This is a genomic window from Brevibacillus schisleri (genome assembly GCF_055685845.1).
In genome coordinates, this window is the sequence record NZ_JBVNDM010000001.1 from 5,601,468 (window position 1) to 5,621,024 (window position 19,557).

A 19,557-nucleotide genomic window follows, 5' to 3' on the forward strand; every position below is an offset into this window, starting at 1 on the left:
ATCGTTTTGTCAGATAGCAAACAAAGACATGCTCACATTGAACATGCCTAAATGGATGACCTGCCATTTATGTTTGGGAGGAGTCGTCTTTTGTTGCCAATCGACTGTGTTTGCGCCCATAAAGAAAATAGACGATCGCTCCTACCGACAGCCAACCGAGAAAACCGAACTTGGTCAGCGTAGGCAGGTGGAAAACGAGGTATCCGCAAAAGAGAACCGAGAGCAAGGGAAAAAGCGGAACAAGCGGGACGCGAAAAGCCCTCGGTAATTGCGGATGTGCACGACGCAGTACAACCACTCCAACCGAGACCAAAATAAATGCAAACAGCGTTCCGATGTTGGTGAGCTGGGCCAAGCTGGAGAGGGGCAATAATCCACTGAAGGTTGCTACTAATACAGCTACGACAAGCGTGCTCTTTTGTGGTACCTGTGTGCGGGGATGTACGTGCGAGAATAGCTCAGGGAGCAAGCCATCTCGGCTCATTGCAAAAAACATCCGGGCTTGTCCGTACATCATGACTAACAAAACGGTCGTGATTCCGACGATGGCTCCCAACGAAATGAAGCCTGCTACCCAGTCCTGATTGACATAGCTGAGCGCAAACGCGACCGGATTTTTGACATTTAACAAATAGTACGGAACAATCCCTGTCAATGTCAGTGAAACAGCAATGTACAAAATTGTGCATACGAGTAAGGACGAGATGATCCCAATTGGCATGTCGCGCTGGGGATTGCGCACTTCTTCGGCGGCAGAAGACACCGCATCAAATCCGATAAAAGCAAAAAACACCGTTGCGGCACCAGTCGCTACTCCCGCAAAACCAAACGGCATGAATGGACTCCAGTTTTCCGGCTTGACATACTTGACCCCGACGACGAGAAACAGGACCACTACCGCTACTTTTATTAACACCATGATGGTATTCAGGCTCGCTGACTCTTTCGTCCCTTTCATCAATAAAGCTGAAATGATGACAATGATGAGGACCGCCGGTAAATCAATAATCGTTCCTTTCGATGCATCAAACGCACTCGTGAGCGCATGCGGCAGGTGGATGCTAAACCCGGCTAGCAATCCCTGGGCATACCCCGACCATCCGCTTGCCACTGCAGCACAAGCCACTCCGTATTCGAGAATCAAGTCCCACCCGATCATCCAGGCGACAAACTCACCAAATGCGGCATAGCTGTATGTATAGGCACTTCCCGACACCGGAACAGTCGACGCAAATTCTGCATAGCAGAGTGCGGCAAACACACAGGCAAGTGCTGCAATAACAAAAGACAAAACGAGTGCCGGTCCAGCGTGCAAGGCAGCCGCAACCCCCGTTAGCACAAAAATCCCTGTTCCCATGATCGCGCCGATGCCCAGCATTGTCAGGTCAAAAGCTCCTAATGACTTTTTAAGGGAGCTTTCTTTTTTATCCACCTGCTCCAGCATTTGCGCGACTGACTTTTTTCTCAGCAATTGATTTTTCCATGACATCATGTGCGACCTCCCAAGCGGGTCATTCGCTTCCAACTGTAAATGAAAACAGTTGGAGTATGATCCGTTAAGGGGAAAATTATGCATAGGCGCAGCTTGGATCGAGGTTTGTTAGAGCTACCTGTGCGTTAATCCGCGCCTAATGACATTGGCGGAAACAGGAGTAATCCCGAGCTCTCTTGCCCAAACAGACAACTGCCCCATGTGATGAATCTCGTGGGCGATGACATGACGAAGCAGTTCTCCCTCCGTGTACACTTCATCATCCCAGGCGACCTTTACCGATTCGCTCTCCCTCTCGTCTGACCAATTCTCGATGAAATCACGCAATTCTGGGCGCCACGCATCTGATAGCTCTTTTACTTTTTCCAGCGTCTTGTACGCTTCGAATGTCACCTGAACATCCGGCTTACCTTGCACGCCCCGAAGCCAGCTATACTCTACGTCAGCAATGTGAAACAAGGTGTACAAAATCGTGCCAGCCCCACCTTTACGCTCTCGCAGCAAGTCTTCTGGTGGAAGCTGCTTGCACCATTCCATCCATTCGTCCCGTACCTGCCAGTTATATTGGAAAAGCATCTTCATTAAGTTCACTCCTTATCTATTGGCTGTTTTCGTATAAATTGTTGCTCATTGACACATGGAGGATGTTGTAGATGGATTGGAGACACGCCTACGAGGTCTTTTATGACCTTCCAGAAAAAGACCAACATCGCTTGTTAGAAGCTATTAAAAATACTCTTTTTCCTGAGAATACGAATCTTACAGGCATGTTGAAGGAGATTCGTGAAACACGGTTCAGTTCAGGGATGGCTTGTGTTCATTGTGGAAGTAAAGCTGTAAAACGTAACGGTAAATACAAAACTCGTCAACTTTATCTCTGCAAAGACTGTGGGAAGTCATTTAATGACACAACTGCCAGTCCTCTTTCTGGTACACATTATCCTCAAAAATGGTTGAAATAATTTGAGATGATGGTAGAAGGCTATACTCTGCCCAAAATTGCAGAAGCCCTTGATATTCATATCTCAACTGCTTTTTATTGGAGGCACAAGATATTAAATGCTCTCCGTTCTCTTGGAAATGACCAACTAAAAGGTATCATTGAAAGCGATGAAACTTTCTTCCTTGAATCCGATAAAGGTAAAAAAGGTATTGTTCACCGAAAACCAAGGAAACGTGGCGGTGTCGCTAAAAAACGTGGTATATCCAAAGAACAAGTTTGTGTAGTAGTAGCCCAAGATAGAAACGGTCAAATCGTCTCTCAATTCGCAGGGAAAGGTAGAATCTCTGCAAAGGAGATTGACCATGTTTTAGGCGAGTATATTCACCCGTCTGCTTTGCTATGCTCAGATTCCGCAACCAACTACAAGACGTTCGCAAAAATGAAAGGCATTGAACACGAAACCATCAATGTCCATAAGGGAGTTTATACCAAGAAGGGGGTGTATCACATCCAACACGTTAACTCATATCACAAGCGTCTGAAACAATGGATGGAGCCATTTCAAGGTGTTGCTACTAAGTACCTTGATAACTACCTCTTCTGGTTCCGTTTCTTGTACAAAAAGTTGAATAATGCGGATAAAAAGAAGGTCATGTTGTTAGAGGCTTTGAAGAAAGTTAATTTTACAACAGTGAAGACATTTTGAATTGCATAGCAAAACATACATGTTGGGCTTATAATGGAAATTATTACAAAAATAGCGTTAAAAGGTGAGGTATATGGAGGAACTTGCTGTAGTTAGACTGATTCAATATGATGAATTAAATCAACTGTTGTCACTATACAAGCACCTAAATCAAGATGACCCCGAGCTGATATATGATAACAATCTAAAAACACACTGGGATGAAATCTACAATGACCCCAATATGCATTACATTGTGGTCGAGGTAAACGGCAAGATTGTTTCGTCTTGTGTATTAGTCATAATCAAGAATTTAACAAGAAATGCACGTTCCTACGGATTGATTGAAAATGTTGTAACTCATTTAGATTATAGAAGAAAAGGCTACGGAAAACTTGTTTTGTCCAAGGCGTTAGAAATAGCTTGGAACGCAAATTGTTATAAGGTGATGCTTCTAACAGGGTCAAAGAAAGAAGAAACTTTAAGATTTTATGAAGAAGCAGGCTTTCGAAAAGGGATTAAAACTGGATTTATTGCAGTTCTATAGAAGGGACTGTTCAAAAAGCAACAATTCTTACGAAAAGAGCCTATCTATTTGAGTAGATGAGTAGGAAAATTCTAACCAACAATAGCACATACGTTCTTATTATATGAGATTTTTAGTGGTGGTCTTCTAACAGTAGTGGTCAGGAGAAGCCCTGCCACATGTTTTCCAGTCGCCTGTATCCTCTCTACGTTCGGGCGGTCTCCTTCCAAACATGTGACAGTGCTTTCGTATGGCTGTGATCCCTTACCGCTTTAGATCATAATGGAAGGCCAGTTCAAAGTAGCTTCCTTGAACCTACTTTCAAGTAGTTAACCAAAAGCTGCGTAGGAAGAAGCGCATTTCCAGTCCAAGCGCCTCTGGAGCCACCTCAGCGCAGAAAAAATGGCGGGGAATTTAAGCTTCACTTATGAAAAACCTCCTCGAAACTTCTACGTTTGAAGCGCTCCCGCCATTTTTCCGGAGCGGACAGTGAATCCCCTTCCGGGGCGTAGGCCGAAGCGTAGACTGGAAATGCGCTTCTTCCCCCACCACAGCAGCTCTACTAAACAAAAAGACCGCCAGAGCTAATAACTCTGACGGTCCAACATACTAATCCATGCTTTCATCCGAAAACGAAAGAGAGAAACCACCTGAGAGTAAATAAAGATAACTAGACACGTTCCCTTTTGGCTTGATGATCTGCTTGATCGCTCGGACGTATAGCCTGATCTGGCCTTCGTATCTTCTCTTCATCTCTTCAATGGCTTCGGCAGTCGCCTCTTTTGCCATCCAATCTGTCTTGAAATCGATCAGAACCAGGCTTTCATCCTGCTCCTCCAACAGGCAATCAATGACCCCTTGCACGACAACCTTCTCGTCGCTCTCTTCACCCAGCTCCGCTTCTACCTCATAAGCAGGCAGCACAAGGGTAAATGGCAACTCACGATGCACGACCGCCGCCGACTTCATTCGCTGCCCCAAAGAATCAGCGAAGAATCGAGCGATCTGAGTAACGTCTACAGCTTGTACCTGCTCGTCAGTCAAAAAGCGGCGTGCCGCGAGTGCCGTCACCTGCTCCTGAATATCTGCTTCATCCAGCGGACGCTTCAAATCGAGATGCTGGAATACTAAGTGCGTAATTGTCCCTTTTTCTGCTGCTGTCAGTCGATTGGATTTTTGCTCAGACAAAAACTTTGGTTTCTCCGTAATCGACGGCAGTGTAAGTGGCTGTCCGCCTTTGCTGACTTTGGCATGTCGCTTGAGTTCGCTGACACTCCATTTCGCAGCTACGCGAGGCGCAATTGGATGCGGGTCCTGCCATGCTAATCTCTTGTCGACAATCTCTCGCAAAGTGTCATCAGACGGTCGTTCCGCGATCGCCTCTCGCCTCGTCATGCGTTCCCACAGTGACGCCTCGTCGTTGGCTGACTCTCCTTGGGCACGAAGCTCATCTGCCTGATAGAAGTGAAACGACCAGACCGAATCATCCGGCACACTTCTGACTCTCACGACGTCCCCTGAGCCTTGTTTTTCTGGATATGCCCGCAGCAATCCTGCCCCTGGATGTCGCAGCATCGCACGCCCTACCCAGTCCAGGTATCCTTTTGCCTGAATCAAGTCTTCGTCACTAAGCCGCTCGCTGTCATCCTGTCTGCCCCAGTCCGTCACACTTTTTGCGAGATCCTTGGATGAACCGACAAGAATGAGCTTCTCACGTGCACGCGTCAAAGCCACATAAAGCACACGCATTTCCTCCGCCAGCATATCCCGACGCAGTTTTTGCCGGATGCCTAGCGCAGCCAAACTCGGATAGCGCAGCTGCATGGAGGGCTCAACAGCCATCGGGCCAAAGCCCAGATCTTTATGCAATAAAAACTGGCTTTTCAAATCCATCGTATTAAACTGCTTGCCCATGCCCGCCACAAAAACAACAGGGAACTCCAGCCCCTTACTTTTGTGGATCGTCATGATACGTACGACATCCTCGTTTTCCCCGATGGTTCTTGCTTCGCCCATATCATTGCCCGCTTCTTGCAGGCGGTCGACAAAACGCAAAAAGCGGAACAAACCACGATAGGAACCAGCTTCGTATTGTCTTGCCCGATCATAGAGCGCACGCAAGTTGGCCTGTCGCTGCTGACCGTTTTCCAGAGCCGCTACATAATCGAGATAACCTGTCTCCCGGTACAGCGTCGTCAGCAGTTCCGATAAAGCACCTCTGCGAGCCTCTGTCCGCCATAGATCCAATCGGCCAAAGAACTGTCGCAGCCTTTTCTCCCACGACTCTTTGGGCGGGCGTTCTTCTGCATATTGAAGAACAGCTTGGTGAAACGGCCCTGTCGCGTAGTGAATGCGGATTTGAGCAAGTTGCTCCTCCCGCAAACCGACGATAGGTGATCGCAATACGGCTGCTAATGGAATGTCTTGGAGCGGGTTGTCAATGACACGCAGTAAGGAGAGCATCGTTTCTACCTCAGTCGCCGCAAAATAGCCCGCAGTCTGCTCTGCATACACTGGAATTCCTGCTGCGTGCAGCTCCTCTTGCATCGTCTGCCCCCAGCCTGAGGTCGCACGAAGCAAAATAACGATATCGCGATAGGCCAGCGGGCGCATTCCCCCAGCCTTTTTATCGAAAACGAGTAGCGGCTCTTCTCCCTCGCCCGGCTCCATCCAGCGGCGAATACGGCTGGCAATCAGGCGTGCTTCCAGCTGTGCCACACTCGCTTCCTCTGCGGACTCTCCATCGGGAATAGCTGCTTCACCCTCCTCTGTCGCCTCTGCAACTACTGCCTGACCTTCTTCTGCTATCGCTGTATTCCGGTCGATCAGATGCATCTCTGCCTGCAAACGGTTCGGTTGTACTTCAGGATAAGATGCGCGGTTGATCAGCTCCGCCGAAGGATCATAACCGATCTCACCTACCCCGTGAGACATGATCTGACGAAACAAAAAGTTAACGGCATCTACGACTTCCCTTCTACTGCGGAAGTTCGCCGCCAGATCGATACGCCGTCCGATGCACATTTCATCGGCATCACCATCTTTTTGATAGGTTACATATTTTTCGAGAAACAGCTTCGGCTCTGCCAAGCGGAACCGATAAATACTCTGCTTCACGTCACCCACCATGAAGCGATTCGCTGGCTGACCATTCGCTCCGTCTCGGGAAACCATTTGCAAGATTGTTTCCTGCACCAGGTTGATATCCTGGTATTCGTCTACCAGCACCTCAGCGAACTGTTCGCGCAATTGAGTGGAGATAGACGAAGGAACAGTCTCCCCAGACTCATTCGTTTCGGTTAGAACACGCAGAGCCAGATGCTCCAAGTCGCCAAAGTCGACCAAGCCACGTGAGCGCTTCTCCAATTGAAAAGCATCCGAAAATGCTGTAACCAGCCTAGCCAATGTCTGCATGTGAGGAGCGATCCGTTGCAAGTCCGCGACGTACTGCTCGGCTGGCGTAAAAAAGTATTGCTCGATTTGCTCTGCCAGTTCCTTTTTCACACTGTTTCGCAGGTCCTGCACCTGTTCCTTCACGAGCGGATCTGTGCCTCTCACCGGAGGCAGCTTGGCAAATACAACTCCACGAACAGCTTCGACGGTCGCTTCCCAGCCATCTCTGCAAGCCGCTCCTGCACGGTGCAGGGCAGCGGCTTCCGCCTCAAGCAAAGGCAAATAGCCAGCAGGCCCTTCCGGTGAGCCAGCCAAAAGAACTGCCCTGCGCATCTTAGCGGTCATTCCACCGAGTGCCAGCTCCACAGAACGCAGCACGCTTCTACTCCACTCCAGCCCGTCCAGACCGTTTTTATCGTGAACCGCAAACATTCCTGCCGCTTCCTCGAGCCATTGTTCTGGTGCCGGATGACTGCGCGAAAACTCATACAGCCTGAGCAGCAACAGGGTGAGGGCATGGTCATCCTGACCGTCCAGCATCACATCAGCTAATGCATGAAAGTCCGCGTCATTCTCATACCAGCTCTCCAGCTGTTCCTCCAAGACATCCTGACGCAAAAGCTCCCCTTCCATCTGATCGGCAATGCGAAAATCAGGATCGAGTTCAATCAGATAATAATACTGGCGCAAAATCCCCAAGCAGAACGAGTGAAGTGTCGTAATCGTCGCCCGCTGGAGCAGTGCCAGTTGTCGGCGTAGATGAGAAGAGTGCGGGTCATCCTTCAATGCTTTCCGCAAGGCATCGCCAATCCGGTGACGCATCTCTGCTGCAGCCGCATTGGTAAAGGTCACCACCAACAGTCGGTCGACTCCAACCGGGTCCTTCTCGTCCATGATGCGTCGGATAATCCGCTCAACCAGGACTGAGGTTTTCCCAGAGCCTGCCGCAGCAGCCACCAGGAGATTGTTCCCGCGCTGAATAATCGCTTGCCATTGCTCGTCCGTCCATTGTTCAGGCTTGGCCTGCAATTGTTGATCCGCCATCGGTCATACCTCCTTCTCCTGCCATCTGCTGCTCTGCCAGCATGCTCCATATTTGCTTGTTGTTCCATTTGGCAAGCTGTCGGTGCTCATTCCCGCCCGCATCTCCATCAAATTTGCATACCGGCTTGTACGAACAGTAATCACAAGCGGTCATCGTCCCGTTTGTGTACGGTTCGATCTGAATTTCCCCGTTGGTCATACGCGTACTGATTTGCTTCACAGTATCGCGAACATAGGAGGTCAAAGCTTGGAATTGCTCGACTGTTGCCACGGAGGATCGCGACGAAAGCGTTCCGTCCTTTTTGATTTCAAATGGCACCAGCTCTGACGCCCCTTGCTCTACATAGCCATCCATCATTCGTGCCAGCTCTGGGTCTGCGAGCATCAAGCCTTTCATGCGCAAACGCTTTGCCCGCTCCTTTGCCGCCTCGTCTGCCGTTAGCAAGCGTTTTGCCGTCACAAAAGGATCCGCTACCTGATAGTAGAAAACGCCTCCCATTTCGGCTTTTTTCCCCAGCCATTCCTCGGCATTTGCCACGACGACATCCAAATAGACCAGTAGTTGCAAATTCAGACCGTTCCACACATCCGAGAGAGATAACTGCTTGGGACTGGATTTGTAGTCAATCACGCGCAAATACGGGACCTCACTATCCAGTGATTGGTCAACACGGTCAATCCGTCCGATTAACTGAAGCTCCACGCCATTTTCAAGCGTTAAAGCCAATCCCGGCAAATCTGAATTCGGCCCAAACGAAACCTCTAGTCCTACTGGGGCAAAACGGCTGCGCTTCGCATGCTCCCCAAGTACGTAAATCGCGCGTCCAACTGCTCGCTTCAGCTTGCCGGACAAATAACGATACCGGGCTGTCCGCGTCAAAATACTGCTGCGAGTCGCAGGAACCAGTTCTTCTACAACCACGTTTGCCAGCTGCATGCTATGGTCTTCCGTCAGCTTGCTCCACTCCAGATTGTCTTCGTTCATTTTTTCAACGGCTCGCTTGAGTGAAGCGTGGAACAGCTCCCCCACATCGAAACGCTCCAGCTTGTACATCGTTCTCTCCGCCAATCTGAGACCGTGGGAAGAAAAATGCGAGAACGGACATGACTGGAACCGCTCCAGACGAGATACGCTCATTTTTAGTTGTTTGCCGTACAAGGTCGTGCTCGTTTCCAAATCCAGCTCCTGCGGTCGGTTGAAATAGCGCAAACCGGACAACAGCCACTGCTCCCGTTTGACATCGGGGGAAGCACGAATATACCAGTCGTATACCTCCCACCAGAAGTCTGGCAGCTCTCCTGTTTTCTTCATCGATCGCAATAGCGTCAAAAGATGTCGGAACACACGTCTCGGATGTCCGAGCAGAAATGCATCTGTCTCGTACTGTCCCGTCGGTTCATTGTAAAACACCTGATGTGGGATATCCGGCAGTACTTCCCGGATGCGGGTAAACACGGAGGAAGGCAACAGTGCCTTTCCCTCTTCATCCGCCAACGCACAGCTTAGGATCAGCCTCTCTGACGGTCTCGTCATCGCCTGGTATAGCAGGTAAGGCTCAGCCATCAGCTTTTGCTTTGCACTCGGCGCCAGAGACATTCCCATTTCAGCCAGTCGCTCACGTTCCGCCTCATCCAAAATTCCTTCTTCTTTTGGCCGCAACGGAATAATGCCCTCATTTACGCCAAGCAAAAACAGCGCTTTGACATCCGGTTGACGGGAGCGCTCCATGGCCCCGATCAGCACCTGATCCAGTACCGGGGGAACGAGTCCCAATTCAATCGTCTCCAGACCGCTGTCGAGCACACGGGCAAATGTCGCCAGATCCATACTCTCGTCACCCATGACCTCCACGACCTGATCCATCAGCTCGATCAATCCTGTCCATACTTGTCCGTGCACCTGTGCTGCATCGAGATCGCCGTCATTTTCCGCCTTTCGCTGCCAATGCTCCAGCTTGTTAGGCACATCCAGCGCGATCAGAAGGTTGTACAGGGCAAGGGTCATTTCCTGTACGTTTAAACCCGTTGCTTGCTTCATCTCTTTTTCAAAGGACAGGAGCGGCGCTGCGTATTTGCGTCTCAACTCATCGATTTGCGCGTCTTCCTCAGCGCCTGCCTGCCCGCGGAAATGCCAAGGAGATTCTTCTGCCCATTGATAGCTAAAGACACCATGAGCCAATACGTAGTTTTCCAGCCGGTCGATTTCCTTGCGAGCTGTATGCTCATCGGTAATATCCAAAAGGAGCAGGTCCGTTTTCAAGCAGCGGAAAACAGCGTCGTACCGCCACCTCGTAACAATGACCTCCAGTGCCGATCGCACCAGCTCTACCAAGGGATGGTGCATGACGGAGCGCTTCTGGTCCAGAAAGTGCGGGATGCCGTATTCGGTAAACACAGCCGAAATCTCATCAGCGTACGTCCCGATTTCCCGAAGCAAAATCGCCATGTCCTTCCAGCGATACCCCTCTTCTCTCGACAGAGTCAGGAGCTTCAAAGCCACCGCCTCTACCTCTGCCCGCCTGTTCACTGCTGAGAGCATCGTCACTTCGTCGGCACGTCCGGGCTGATCCGGGATCGGCGGGTCTCCCCATTGGAAATACACTTGCTCGACCTGACGCAGCCACGGACTGCTCTCGAATCGCTGTGCCTCGGTCAATAAAAGCGGCTTGGCGATGGATACACCCGATTCACGCGCCATCAGAGTCAAGGATTGATACGTTCGTAACGTAGGGTGAAATAGCCCCAGTTCATCCACAGAGGCGTCACGTTCATTCGGGTCAAGCGTCAGCGCAATCGTCACCTGCTTGGCGTGCTGCATCAACTGCTCGATCAAGCGCAGCTCTTGATTCGTAAACCCGGTAAAGCCATCGATAAATATTTCAGCCTGCTTGATGTACATGGAATCACGCACCATCGTGGCCACTCGGTTCAGGATGTCGTCCGCATCACAATACCCCTCTGACAAGTAAGCCTCGTACGCATTCATAATCAAGCGAAGGTCATGTATTTTTTGATTCAGATTGGCTCCTCCCCATTCCACATTCTCGGAATGGGTGAAGGATACCCCATACGATTTGCACTCGCTAATCAAGCGACCGAGCTGAGCAGCAAACCCAGGCTGTGTCGCCGAGCGTCCGAAAACGTTCAGCTCCTCCTTGTGCCGCTCCAAAAGCATGCGCAAAACCATATGCTTACCCAGATCGTCGACAGGCACGGTAGTCAAATCGCCCAGCTCCTGCATAAGCCTGTGAGCCAATCGACCGAAGCTGAGCACTTGCGTCCCCATCACACCGCCCAGCTCTGGCAGTGTAGCGAGCGCATACTCTTCCTGAAAGCTTGCCTGTTCTGGCACGAGCAGAATCATAGGCGAACCCAACGGCTTTTCCCGCAGCCGGGCTTGCATCTGCCGATGGATCGATTCTGTCTTCCCCGTTCCTGCCCGTCCCAGTATAAATTGGACTGCCATGATTTTTCCCCTTCCCTACTCCATTTCCAGATGCAGCATGCTTCCTTTTCCCATCGGTTCTGCTGGTGTTACGACCAAACGACGCGGCATGCGCACACGTATTTCCGGGACGTGGCTAATGACTCCGATGGTGAAATCGTCCATACGCAGTCGCTCGAGCGCATCCATAACGACTTCCAAAAGCTCCGGATCGAGTGTTCCAAAGCCTTCGTCCAGGAAGAAAAACTCCAGGCGTCCGCCACGCATTTGAATCTCCATCGACAGGGCAAGAGCCAGCGACAAGGAAGTCAGGAATGTTTCCCCGCCAGACAATGTGCTTACTGGACGGCGCATTCCTCCAGCTCCCTCATCCCGCAAAACAAATTCGCCCTCGTCGCCGATTTCCAGTCCATAACGGTTGGCGGTCATCCGCTTCAGGTGATAGGAAGCGTCTCTTGCGATTGATACCAGTTTTTCCTCCGCAATGAACTGGACAAACGCCTTGGCTTCAAACAATTTTTTCAACTCTTCCAAGCGGCTCTGCTCATCCTGCTGCTGTATCATCTCTTTGTGAAGCTCTTGCCATTTGTCATGATTTTTTTCCATGCGATCCACATGCTCTTTGGCGACAGCGACTTGTTTTTGCGCCTCCTGGAAGGCTTGCTCCCATTGATCCCACGCCTCTTTTGCGGTGGTGAGCTCTTCCTGCGTAAACGAACGGCCTGCTATAGCTTGTTGCAGCCGTTCTTCCTCATAACGAAGCTGCCCTGCGATTCTCGTGTAAGCCTCGACTTGCTCCTGTGCCTGTGGCAATTGCTCGCGCTCTGCGTACCGCTCCCGTACATAATCGACAGTACCGAGACCTGTTTCCTGCAAGCCTTGGTACAAAGTCTCGTGAGCTTCCGTGCGTTGCCGTGTCAGAATCGCCAGTGTCTCCGAATACTTGACCAAATTGTTTTGCACCGTTTCCCGCGCTTCGGAGGTCTCTTTGCGCTTTGTCTCTGCCAGCGTGACTGCCTGACGTAAGCCGAGGAGAGAATCCTCTACCCGCATCAAACATTCCTGTGCAGTAAGTCCTCCCGTACGCTCCAGCCATTGAGCATGCTTTTGTTCCCACATGCGCTTTCTATCTTCCAGCTTTTCCTTCAGCGCCGCTTCCCGTGATTTTCCCTCTACCTTGCGCGACTTGGCGGCTTCTACCTGCATCATCAGCTTTCCGCGCAGTGTTTCTTTCTCTGATCGCACCTGCTGCAACTCTGCCAGACGGCGATCTGATTTTCCGATTTCCTCGTACTGGTGTTCGATTTCCTCGATGGGAAGCTCATTGCGCTTCGCGTCCAGCTCTTCTCTAGATTGCTTTTCTTGCATGGATGCAGCGTCCAGACGCGCTTTATTGTCATGGATCGCCTTCTGTGCCTGTTCGAGCAACAGCGAACTGCGCTCCATCAAGCGTTTCTTTTCCGCTTCTTCCTCACGCAAGGCCTCCAGCTGCTGCTGCAATTGCTCACGCTCTGCTTTTAGCCGCTCTCTTTCCGCTTGCTTGGCAATCAGTTCTTTTTCCTCACGCTGATAGACAGCGATCAGCTCTTCAAAAGAATCCACGATCCAAGGCTGTCCGTAGCCGCTGCACTCTGCCTTGATCGCTTCCAAGCGCGCTTCCAGCTGCTCCTGTTCAGCCTTTACGCTTGCAAGGCGCTCATCAAAAGCAGCAAGCGCTCCCTTTGCTGCCAACCAAGCTTCCTTGGTATTGCCTGCTTCTTGTTCAGCCGCACGCAATGCCTCTTCTGACGCTTTGATTCGAACACGCAGGGCATCACCCTCCGTTCCCGCTTCAGATGCTTTTGTATGGTTCTGGTGGCCGTGTGGGTGATGTTCGGAACCACATACCGGACACTCTTTGCCTTCCTCTAAACGTTCGCGCAAAAATCGCGCCATATTTTCCTGCTGCCAGCGTTCCCATTCCTGGCGCAGCTCATCTCTTTGGGTCAGTTGACTCTTCACAAGTGCTTCACTTGCCTCTACTGCCCGAGTCAGCTCTTGATTGCGCTCCTCTAACTGCTTACGCTCCTGGATGATATGTTGCGACTTCTCCTGCCAGGCTGAGAAAGCCTGCAATACTTCCCGCCACTGGCGACCTACCTGCTTCATATCTGCCAGGACATTTCTTGCTTTCTCCCATTCTGCTTCGCTCATTAAAGCCGCGTCAGCTGGTGCTGCCAGCTCTTCTCTTTTTTGTGCCAAGCGATTCGCACACGCTTCCCAACTGCGTTTGTGCTCATCGGCAGTATGAGTTGCCGCCTGAATTTGCTGCTGTGCTGTGAGTTGTTCTTTTTCCAGCTCACGTACCTTGGCATGGTCCCGCTCCCACTGCTGCTTTGCTTCTCTGGCCGCTCCTATTTGCGCTCGCCATTCGGGAGAGATCGTGACCTGCTTCATCTGTTCTTGCAGTTCCGCCCACGCAAGCTCCCAGTTTTTTAAGTCGGCCTCATCCTTTTCTAGCTGTTGTTCTATGTTGGTCAAGGCAACCGACACTTCGTTCCATTCACGTTCCAGACCTGTCCACTCTTCCCGGATCGCCTTTAGCTCCTCTTCCCACTCCTGTGCCTGTACCAGCCTGCCCTTTTGCTGAATCAGTAACGGCTCCTGTACAGCCAACTCGGCTTGAACCTTCTGATACGCTTGCTCTGCCTCCTCTACGGCCAAACGTGCGCTCTCCTGTTGCTCGCGGCTGCGTTCCAATCCCGCACCGATCGCATGCCATTCCTGATCCAAGCGCTCATATTGCTGGACTAATGGCCACAGTCGAATACTCGACTCCCACTCGCGAATCTTTGCAGTGAGAGCTGCCATTTCCGCTTCATTTGCTCCCTGCTGCTGTAATTGCGCCTGGACGTGCACTAGCTCCTGATGCCATTGGTTAAGCTGCTCCAGCTCCTTGAGCTTCCCTGCCAGCTCCTGTTTTTGCTGGGTGAATTCCTGCTCTTTTTGCGCAGCTTCCTCCCACGTTTGTCTCGCCAGCTCCAAGGCTTCCGGACCTGCGTCACCCAGTGCTGCACTCGCCAGCTGCAAGCGATGCATCTGTTCCTTGACCTGCTCCAACGCGTGCCGTACGCGTTCACTCAGCTTTTCCCCATATATATGTAGGCGGAACATTCGCTGCAGCATTTCATTGCGTTCACTGCCCTTCAGCGTCAAGAAGCGAGAAAATTGACCTTGTGGCAAAACGACCGCCCGGGTAAAGTCCTGCAAAGTGAGACCAATCAGTGCCTCAATCGCAGCTGTCGCGGACGTGGCTTTGGACTCCAATACGACATCCGGCTCTCCGGTCAAGGCTCCCGACTGAATCAGCCTCACTTCCGGTTGTCGCTTGTTCCCCTTTTTATCCAAGCCAAATTCCCGTTCCACCGTATATTGCTTGCGCTCATCGCCAGTACCCAGCTCAAAGGTAAAGGAAACGAAAACACGCTGCTCCAGTTGGTTCAGCACTTCTTTTGGGTGATTACCCCCGCCCAGCCGGACAACCTGCCCGTACAACGCAAGCGTGATGGCGTCCAGAATCGTCGATTTCCCGCTTCCAGTCGGGCCAAAAATCCCAAACAGTCCCGCCTGACATAGCACTTCGAAATCGACCTCTTGCATTTCTCGGTAGCTGTGCATCCCTGCCAGCTTCAATCGTATCGGTCTCACTCTTCTTCCCCCTCTCCTCCGGTTTCTGCCAATAGACGCTGGAACAAGGCCACGAGCTGCTCATCCGGCTCTGCTCCCCGTCTTCGTTCATAGAAGCGCTTGAACAATTGATCGGACGAAAGCTCTGTCAGCTCGACCCGCTGTTCCTCTTCCTCCTCACGCTCTTCCCTCACGACAACACGCTGTATTTTCAAGAAATCATCCGATAGCTTACGGACACGTTGAAATTCTGCCGGGTCGATCACGCCAGACACATGCAGTTCCAAGTCAATCCATGCCCCTGCATCGCGTCCCTCTTCCAACCAGCGCTCTACTTGCTCGATTCCCTCTGTCGCCCTCCAACGTGCCAATGGCCGTGCGCTCGTCAAATAAATGATCTCCTCACGTACTTCTTGCCCTGGCTCCACCTCAACCAGTACGACTGCCTTGCTCTGTCCTGCTTCAGAAAAGCTGTACGAAATCGGTGAGCCGCTGTAACGCACCAACGGCTTGTCACTAAGCTTTTGCAGTCGATGAAGATGGCCGAGTGCCACATAATGAGCGTTCTTCGGAAAAGCCTGCGGCGATACAGTCAACGCTCCCCCAATTTGAATCGGTCGTTCGGAATCCGTTTCTTTCCCCCCCATGACAAACAAGTGACTCGTGACCAGGTTGACCGTATCCTCGCGAAAATGAACAGACAGATCAGCAAGCAATTGTGCAATGCGCTCGGAAAAAGCAAGCTGCATCTGCTCCTGGGTAAAGCTTTCGCTCAACAGCTCCTTTAATCGCGATTCAGAAGGATATGGCAATGCCAGAATGACCGCATTCGCAGCGCAGCCAGGAATCTTCATTTCCAGCCAAGAAGGTCCTCCCTGCACAATTTGCACGCGATCAGACGATGCTTCCTGTGTCAGCAATGGCGCTTCTTTTGGCAACCCCAACAAAACGATCCCGTGCTTTGTCGCAAGCGGCGCTGCTGCCCGCACCCGCTCAGGCTGGTCATGGTTCCCGGCTATCACGACAACACCTCTCCTGCCTTCGGAAGACAAGCGCTCCAATGCATCATAAAAAAGCTCTTCCGCCCAAGCAGGCGGATTGACCGAGTCGTACACATCCCCAGCGATGAGCACCAAGTCCACTTCCCGCTCATCCGCTATGTGACAAAGCTCGTCCACAAACGCCGCTTGCTCAATACGGCGATCCCGCCCTTCCAATTGCCGCCCGAAATGCCAATCGGCTGTATGTAATATCCGCATAGCTACTATCACTCTCCACGATCATGTGTTTGCTTTTCATTGTAACAAAAGACAGCGCTGTTCGCGGTTGAAATTTACTCCACTTCTCCGTAACTTTTGCTCCTGACTGCTCGCCTTCCAACTGAAAGGCTCATGATTGATCGATCTCATCCCGGAAGAGGAATGGAATCCACCTCGCCTGCAATTGGATCATTTGGACTTTACGCGTGAAGTGAATCGCTCTGAGATCGACAAGAACGACGACACCGAACTACGTTTGCTCGCAGAAAAACGAGTATTTGAAACCATCCAACATACAGGCGGCTCCGGCATATGTATCTACGAGGCGAATTTGTGGTATTTGGACAAAGGGCGTCTAGTCAAAGCATGGGAAGGGCTGCTGCGGGAAACGGTTTCCATGCCGGGTGGTCAACTTTTCCAAACTGTTGGCAGTTATCAAATCCTTCATGACGACTCTGAAAAACCTTTGCTCTACTACTGGCATACGCAACAGGAGCTAAACCCGGATACAGGTGAACCACTTCCGGGCAAACTCGAGACTTCTTTGCAAATTTATCGTTGGGAAAATGGTGTTTTTGTTCCGATGAATGTTGAAAAACCGTCTGGGCAATAGCCTGACGGTTCGGTATGTAAATGCGTTGTCTTCTATCCGTTGTAGTGGGGAGAAGTCCTGCCACATGTTCTCCAGTCGCCTTTTTCCTCTCTGCGTTCGGGCGGTCTCCTTCCGAACATGTGACAGGACTTCTAACAGCTGTGCATGTGTTACCGATACTTTTACGCCATTGTGAAAGTAGAACAGATAGCTTCTTCGAGTTATTCGGAAGGTGCTTAATAAAAAGTCGCGTAGGAAGAAGTGCATTTCCAGTCCAAGCGCCTCTGGAGCCCTACCTAGCGTAGAAATGAATGGCGGGGAATTTCAGCTTCACCTATGGGATACATCCTCGAAACTTCAACGTTTGAAGCGCTCCCGCCATTTATTTCATAGCGGACAGTGAATCTCCCCTTTGCGGGGCGTAGGCCGAAGCGTAGACTGGAAATGCACTTCTTCCCCCACCACAGCCACTAAAAAAGCTGCCCTCCTCGAATCAGGAGCGCAGCTTTTCCTTATAATTATCTTCTCAGCTTTTCATTTGTCGGTGACTTCAACGTCTGCAAGCACATGTAGCAGATGATCCCGAACAAAATCGTGATGATCATCGAGTGCGTCAGAGTAGCGTACAGGTGAAGCTTGTAGATAATTACGAAGCCACCGCTGAACACCTGCGCGATGCAAAGAATAAAGCTCAGGATACTTGCACCGTACAAGTCACGCCGTTTTTCCTTGAAATGACGTATGCAGTAAATCATTGTCCCCAACAACAAGAATCCCAATACCAACGCAGCGATTCTGTGTGCAAAATGAATACCAGTCTGTCCGTACAACTCTGGGATGACCTGTCCTTGGCACAGTGGCCAGTCACTGCATGCCATACTTGAACCCGTATGTCTGACATACGCTCCGAGATAAACGACCGCGTATGTATAAATGGCGACGAACCACATCCAGTTGCGGAAGCCTTTTGAGACGGTCGTTTTCACCAGGCTTTGCGTTTTTTCCCGCTGATAAACGAACACACTCAACAAGAACACGCCTGTATAAGCAAGCAAAGAGAATCCAAAGTGCAGAGCCAAGACAGATGAGGACTGTGGCCAAATAACGGCAGAAGCGCCGAGAATGGACTCCACTACGATGAAAAACAAACCAAAAATAGCGAGGTTCCGAACTTCTTGGTTGTTTTTGTAATAGCGCCAGCAAAGTACAGAGAAAATCGCGACAACAATACCGGCAACACCTGTAATCAGGCGATGAGAATATTCAATAATGGATGCCAACGTGTATTCCGGAACCCATTTACCGTTGCACAGCGGCCAGTCGTTTCCACAGCCGAGTGCTGATTCTGTCTTTGTAACAAGCGAACCGGCTACCATCACGATAAACATGATCAAGGTAGCAAGAAAAGCTAATGGCTTCAGCCATTTTCCCATAGTAAGTCACCCTGTTTCTTGTGAGGATCAAACAACACCTCGTTCTATGTCCTCTTTTACGATAATGAAACATCCCCTGCTAAGCAAGGGATGTTCCGTGAACATTTAGTGAGTGTTTCGTGTCAATAATAGTTGACCATGGTACTAATGACGATCGCTGCACAAAACACTGTCAAATAAAGGATGGAGTAGCCGAACAGTTTGCGTGCCCAAGCAAGATCATCCTTGGTTTTGAACCCTTGGAAAAGCAGAACCATGTACACAATCCCCATCACACCCATGACGAGCAAATACACAAAGCCTAGGCTACCGTGGATGAAAAGCAGCAAAGAAGCCGGGAACAGCACCGAACCCCACAGCACCATTTGTCGCTTCGTCTCGGCAAAGCCTTTTACTACAGGTAGCATCGGCAGATTACCTGCACGGTATTCTTCTGTTTTTAACATGGCCAACGCCAAAAAATGGGGAGGTTGCCACAAGAACAAAACCAGGAACAACAGCCAAGCAGTCATGTCCATGGTCTCTGTTACTGCTACCCACCCAATCACGGGAGGAGCTGCACCTGAAATACCGCCAATCACCGTATTGAGAGTTGTCACTCGTTTCAACGGCGTGTAAATCAGTACGTAAAAAATGTGGCCGATCAATCCCCAAACCGCCGCCAAGGGATTCGCATAAACAGCCAACACAGTAACCCCTGCCAAGAGCAGGCCAATTCCTAAGAGGATTGCGTTACGTGCAGATATTCTTCCTGTCGCTACCCCCCGATGTTGCGTCCGCTTCATTTTTTTGTCCAGATCACGGTCGTAGAAATTGTTTAAAGCCGCACCCGACATAATGACCAAAGCGGTTCCCAACATGGTGAAAAAAGCCAGTTTCCAGTTCGGATAACCGTAGGACGCTAACCATAAAGCAGCAAAAGTGGTCATCAAGTTTGACAGAGTAATACCTGGCTTCGTCAGTTGTACGTAATCCCGAAAGGTAGCTGGCCCTACCGGCTGTGTCTGCAAAGAAGCATCGGCATCAAGCGATTCCTGCACGGTCATTTGCTGGTCCACGTTTTGTACCTCCTGTTTCCT

At 50.7% G+C, this 19,557-nt stretch carries 10 protein-coding genes and 1 pseudogene; 3 read left to right on the forward strand and 8 right to left on the reverse strand.

What is annotated here, in order from left to right:
- Positions 1 to 67: 67 nt before the first annotated feature.
- Together ACUUHJ_RS26650 and ACUUHJ_RS26655 are read right to left on the reverse strand one after the other, a co-directional pair.
- Positions 68 to 1,489: an amino acid permease gene (locus tag ACUUHJ_RS26650; RefSeq protein WP_472301245.1), complete on the reverse strand. Its 1,422-nt coding sequence runs from the start codon at positions 1,487 to 1,489 to the stop codon at positions 68 to 70.
- A gap of 117 nt (positions 1,490 to 1,606) precedes the next feature.
- Positions 1,607 to 2,074, reverse strand: coding sequence for a DinB family protein (locus tag ACUUHJ_RS26655; protein ID WP_289674558.1), 468 nt, complete (start codon positions 2,072 to 2,074; stop codon positions 1,607 to 1,609).
- Between the two features lie 71 nt (positions 2,075 to 2,145).
- Here ACUUHJ_RS26655 and ACUUHJ_RS26660 point away from each other — a divergent pair.
- Positions 2,146 to 3,141: pseudogene (locus tag ACUUHJ_RS26660) on the forward strand (IS1595 family transposase).
- A gap of 73 nt (positions 3,142 to 3,214) precedes the next feature.
- Positions 3,215 to 3,667 (forward strand): GNAT family N-acetyltransferase, encoded by a 453-nt coding sequence (locus tag ACUUHJ_RS26665; protein WP_289674559.1) that lies wholly within the window; start codon positions 3,215 to 3,217, stop codon positions 3,665 to 3,667.
- 588 nt (positions 3,668 to 4,255) lie between these two features.
- Here ACUUHJ_RS26665 and addA read toward each other — a convergent pair.
- Genes addA through ACUUHJ_RS26685 form a run of 4 tightly spaced genes read right to left on the reverse strand, consistent with a single transcriptional unit; the run spans position 4,256 to position 16,453 of the window.
- Entirely contained in the window at positions 4,256 to 8,083 is a 3,828-nt protein-coding gene (gene addA / locus ACUUHJ_RS26670) for a helicase-exonuclease AddAB subunit AddA (protein WP_472300447.1), read from the reverse strand.
- On the reverse strand, positions 8,052 to 11,549 hold the full coding sequence (addB, locus tag ACUUHJ_RS26675) for a helicase-exonuclease AddAB subunit AddB (protein WP_472300449.1): 3,498 nt from the start codon (positions 11,547 to 11,549) through the stop codon (positions 8,052 to 8,054). The genes addA and addB overlap by 32 nt, the downstream gene beginning before the upstream one ends.
- A gap of 15 nt (positions 11,550 to 11,564) precedes the next feature.
- On the reverse strand, positions 11,565 to 15,215 hold the full coding sequence (locus tag ACUUHJ_RS26680) for an AAA family ATPase (RefSeq protein WP_472300450.1): 3,651 nt from the start codon (positions 15,213 to 15,215) through the stop codon (positions 11,565 to 11,567).
- Positions 15,212 to 16,453, reverse strand: a complete 1,242-nt coding sequence (locus tag ACUUHJ_RS26685; RefSeq protein ID WP_472300452.1) for an exonuclease SbcCD subunit D — start codon at positions 16,451 to 16,453, stop codon at positions 15,212 to 15,214. Before ACUUHJ_RS26685 ends, ACUUHJ_RS26680 begins: the two co-directional genes overlap by 4 nt.
- Positions 16,454 to 16,589: 136 nt before the next feature.
- Here ACUUHJ_RS26685 and ACUUHJ_RS26690 point away from each other — a divergent pair, with 136 nt between their 5' ends.
- Complete coding sequence (locus ACUUHJ_RS26690; RefSeq protein WP_472300453.1) at positions 16,590 to 17,066, forward strand: hypothetical protein; 477 nt, start codon at positions 16,590 to 16,592, stop codon at positions 17,064 to 17,066.
- A 497-nt stretch (positions 17,067 to 17,563) separates the two neighbouring features.
- Here ACUUHJ_RS26690 and ACUUHJ_RS26695 read toward each other — a convergent pair whose 3' ends face one another.
- Positions 17,564 to 18,478: a COX15/CtaA family protein gene (locus ACUUHJ_RS26695; protein ID WP_015893211.1), complete on the reverse strand. Its 915-nt coding sequence runs from the start codon at positions 18,476 to 18,478 to the stop codon at positions 17,564 to 17,566.
- 122 nt (positions 18,479 to 18,600) lie between these two features.
- Positions 18,601 to 19,536 (reverse strand): heme o synthase, encoded by a 936-nt coding sequence (cyoE, locus tag ACUUHJ_RS26700; protein ID WP_015893212.1) that lies wholly within the window; start codon positions 19,534 to 19,536, stop codon positions 18,601 to 18,603.
- Positions 19,537 to 19,557: the final 21 nt, after the last annotated feature.

Coding starts and splice junctions, on each gene's coding strand:
- ACUUHJ_RS26655 (WP_289674558.1), bottom strand. CDS start 2,074: ATGAAGATGCTTTTCCAATATAACTGGCAGGTACGGGACGAATGGATG.
- ACUUHJ_RS26665 (WP_289674559.1), top strand. CDS start 3,215: ATGGAGGAACTTGCTGTAGTTAGACTGATTCAATATGATGAATTAAAT.
- addB (WP_472300449.1), bottom strand. CDS start 11,549: ATGGCAGTCCAATTTATACTGGGACGGGCAGGAACGGGGAAGACAGAA.
- addA (WP_472300447.1), bottom strand. CDS start 8,083: ATGGCGGATCAACAATTGCAGGCCAAGCCTGAACAATGGACGGACGAG.
- ACUUHJ_RS26695 (WP_015893211.1), bottom strand. CDS start 18,478: ATGGGAAAATGGCTGAAGCCATTAGCTTTTCTTGCTACCTTGATCATG.
- ACUUHJ_RS26685 (WP_472300452.1), bottom strand. CDS start 16,453: ATGCGGATATTACATACAGCCGATTGGCATTTCGGGCGGCAATTGGAA.
- ACUUHJ_RS26650 (WP_472301245.1), bottom strand. CDS start 1,489: ATGTCATGGAAAAATCAATTGCTGAGAAAAAAGTCAGTCGCGCAAATG.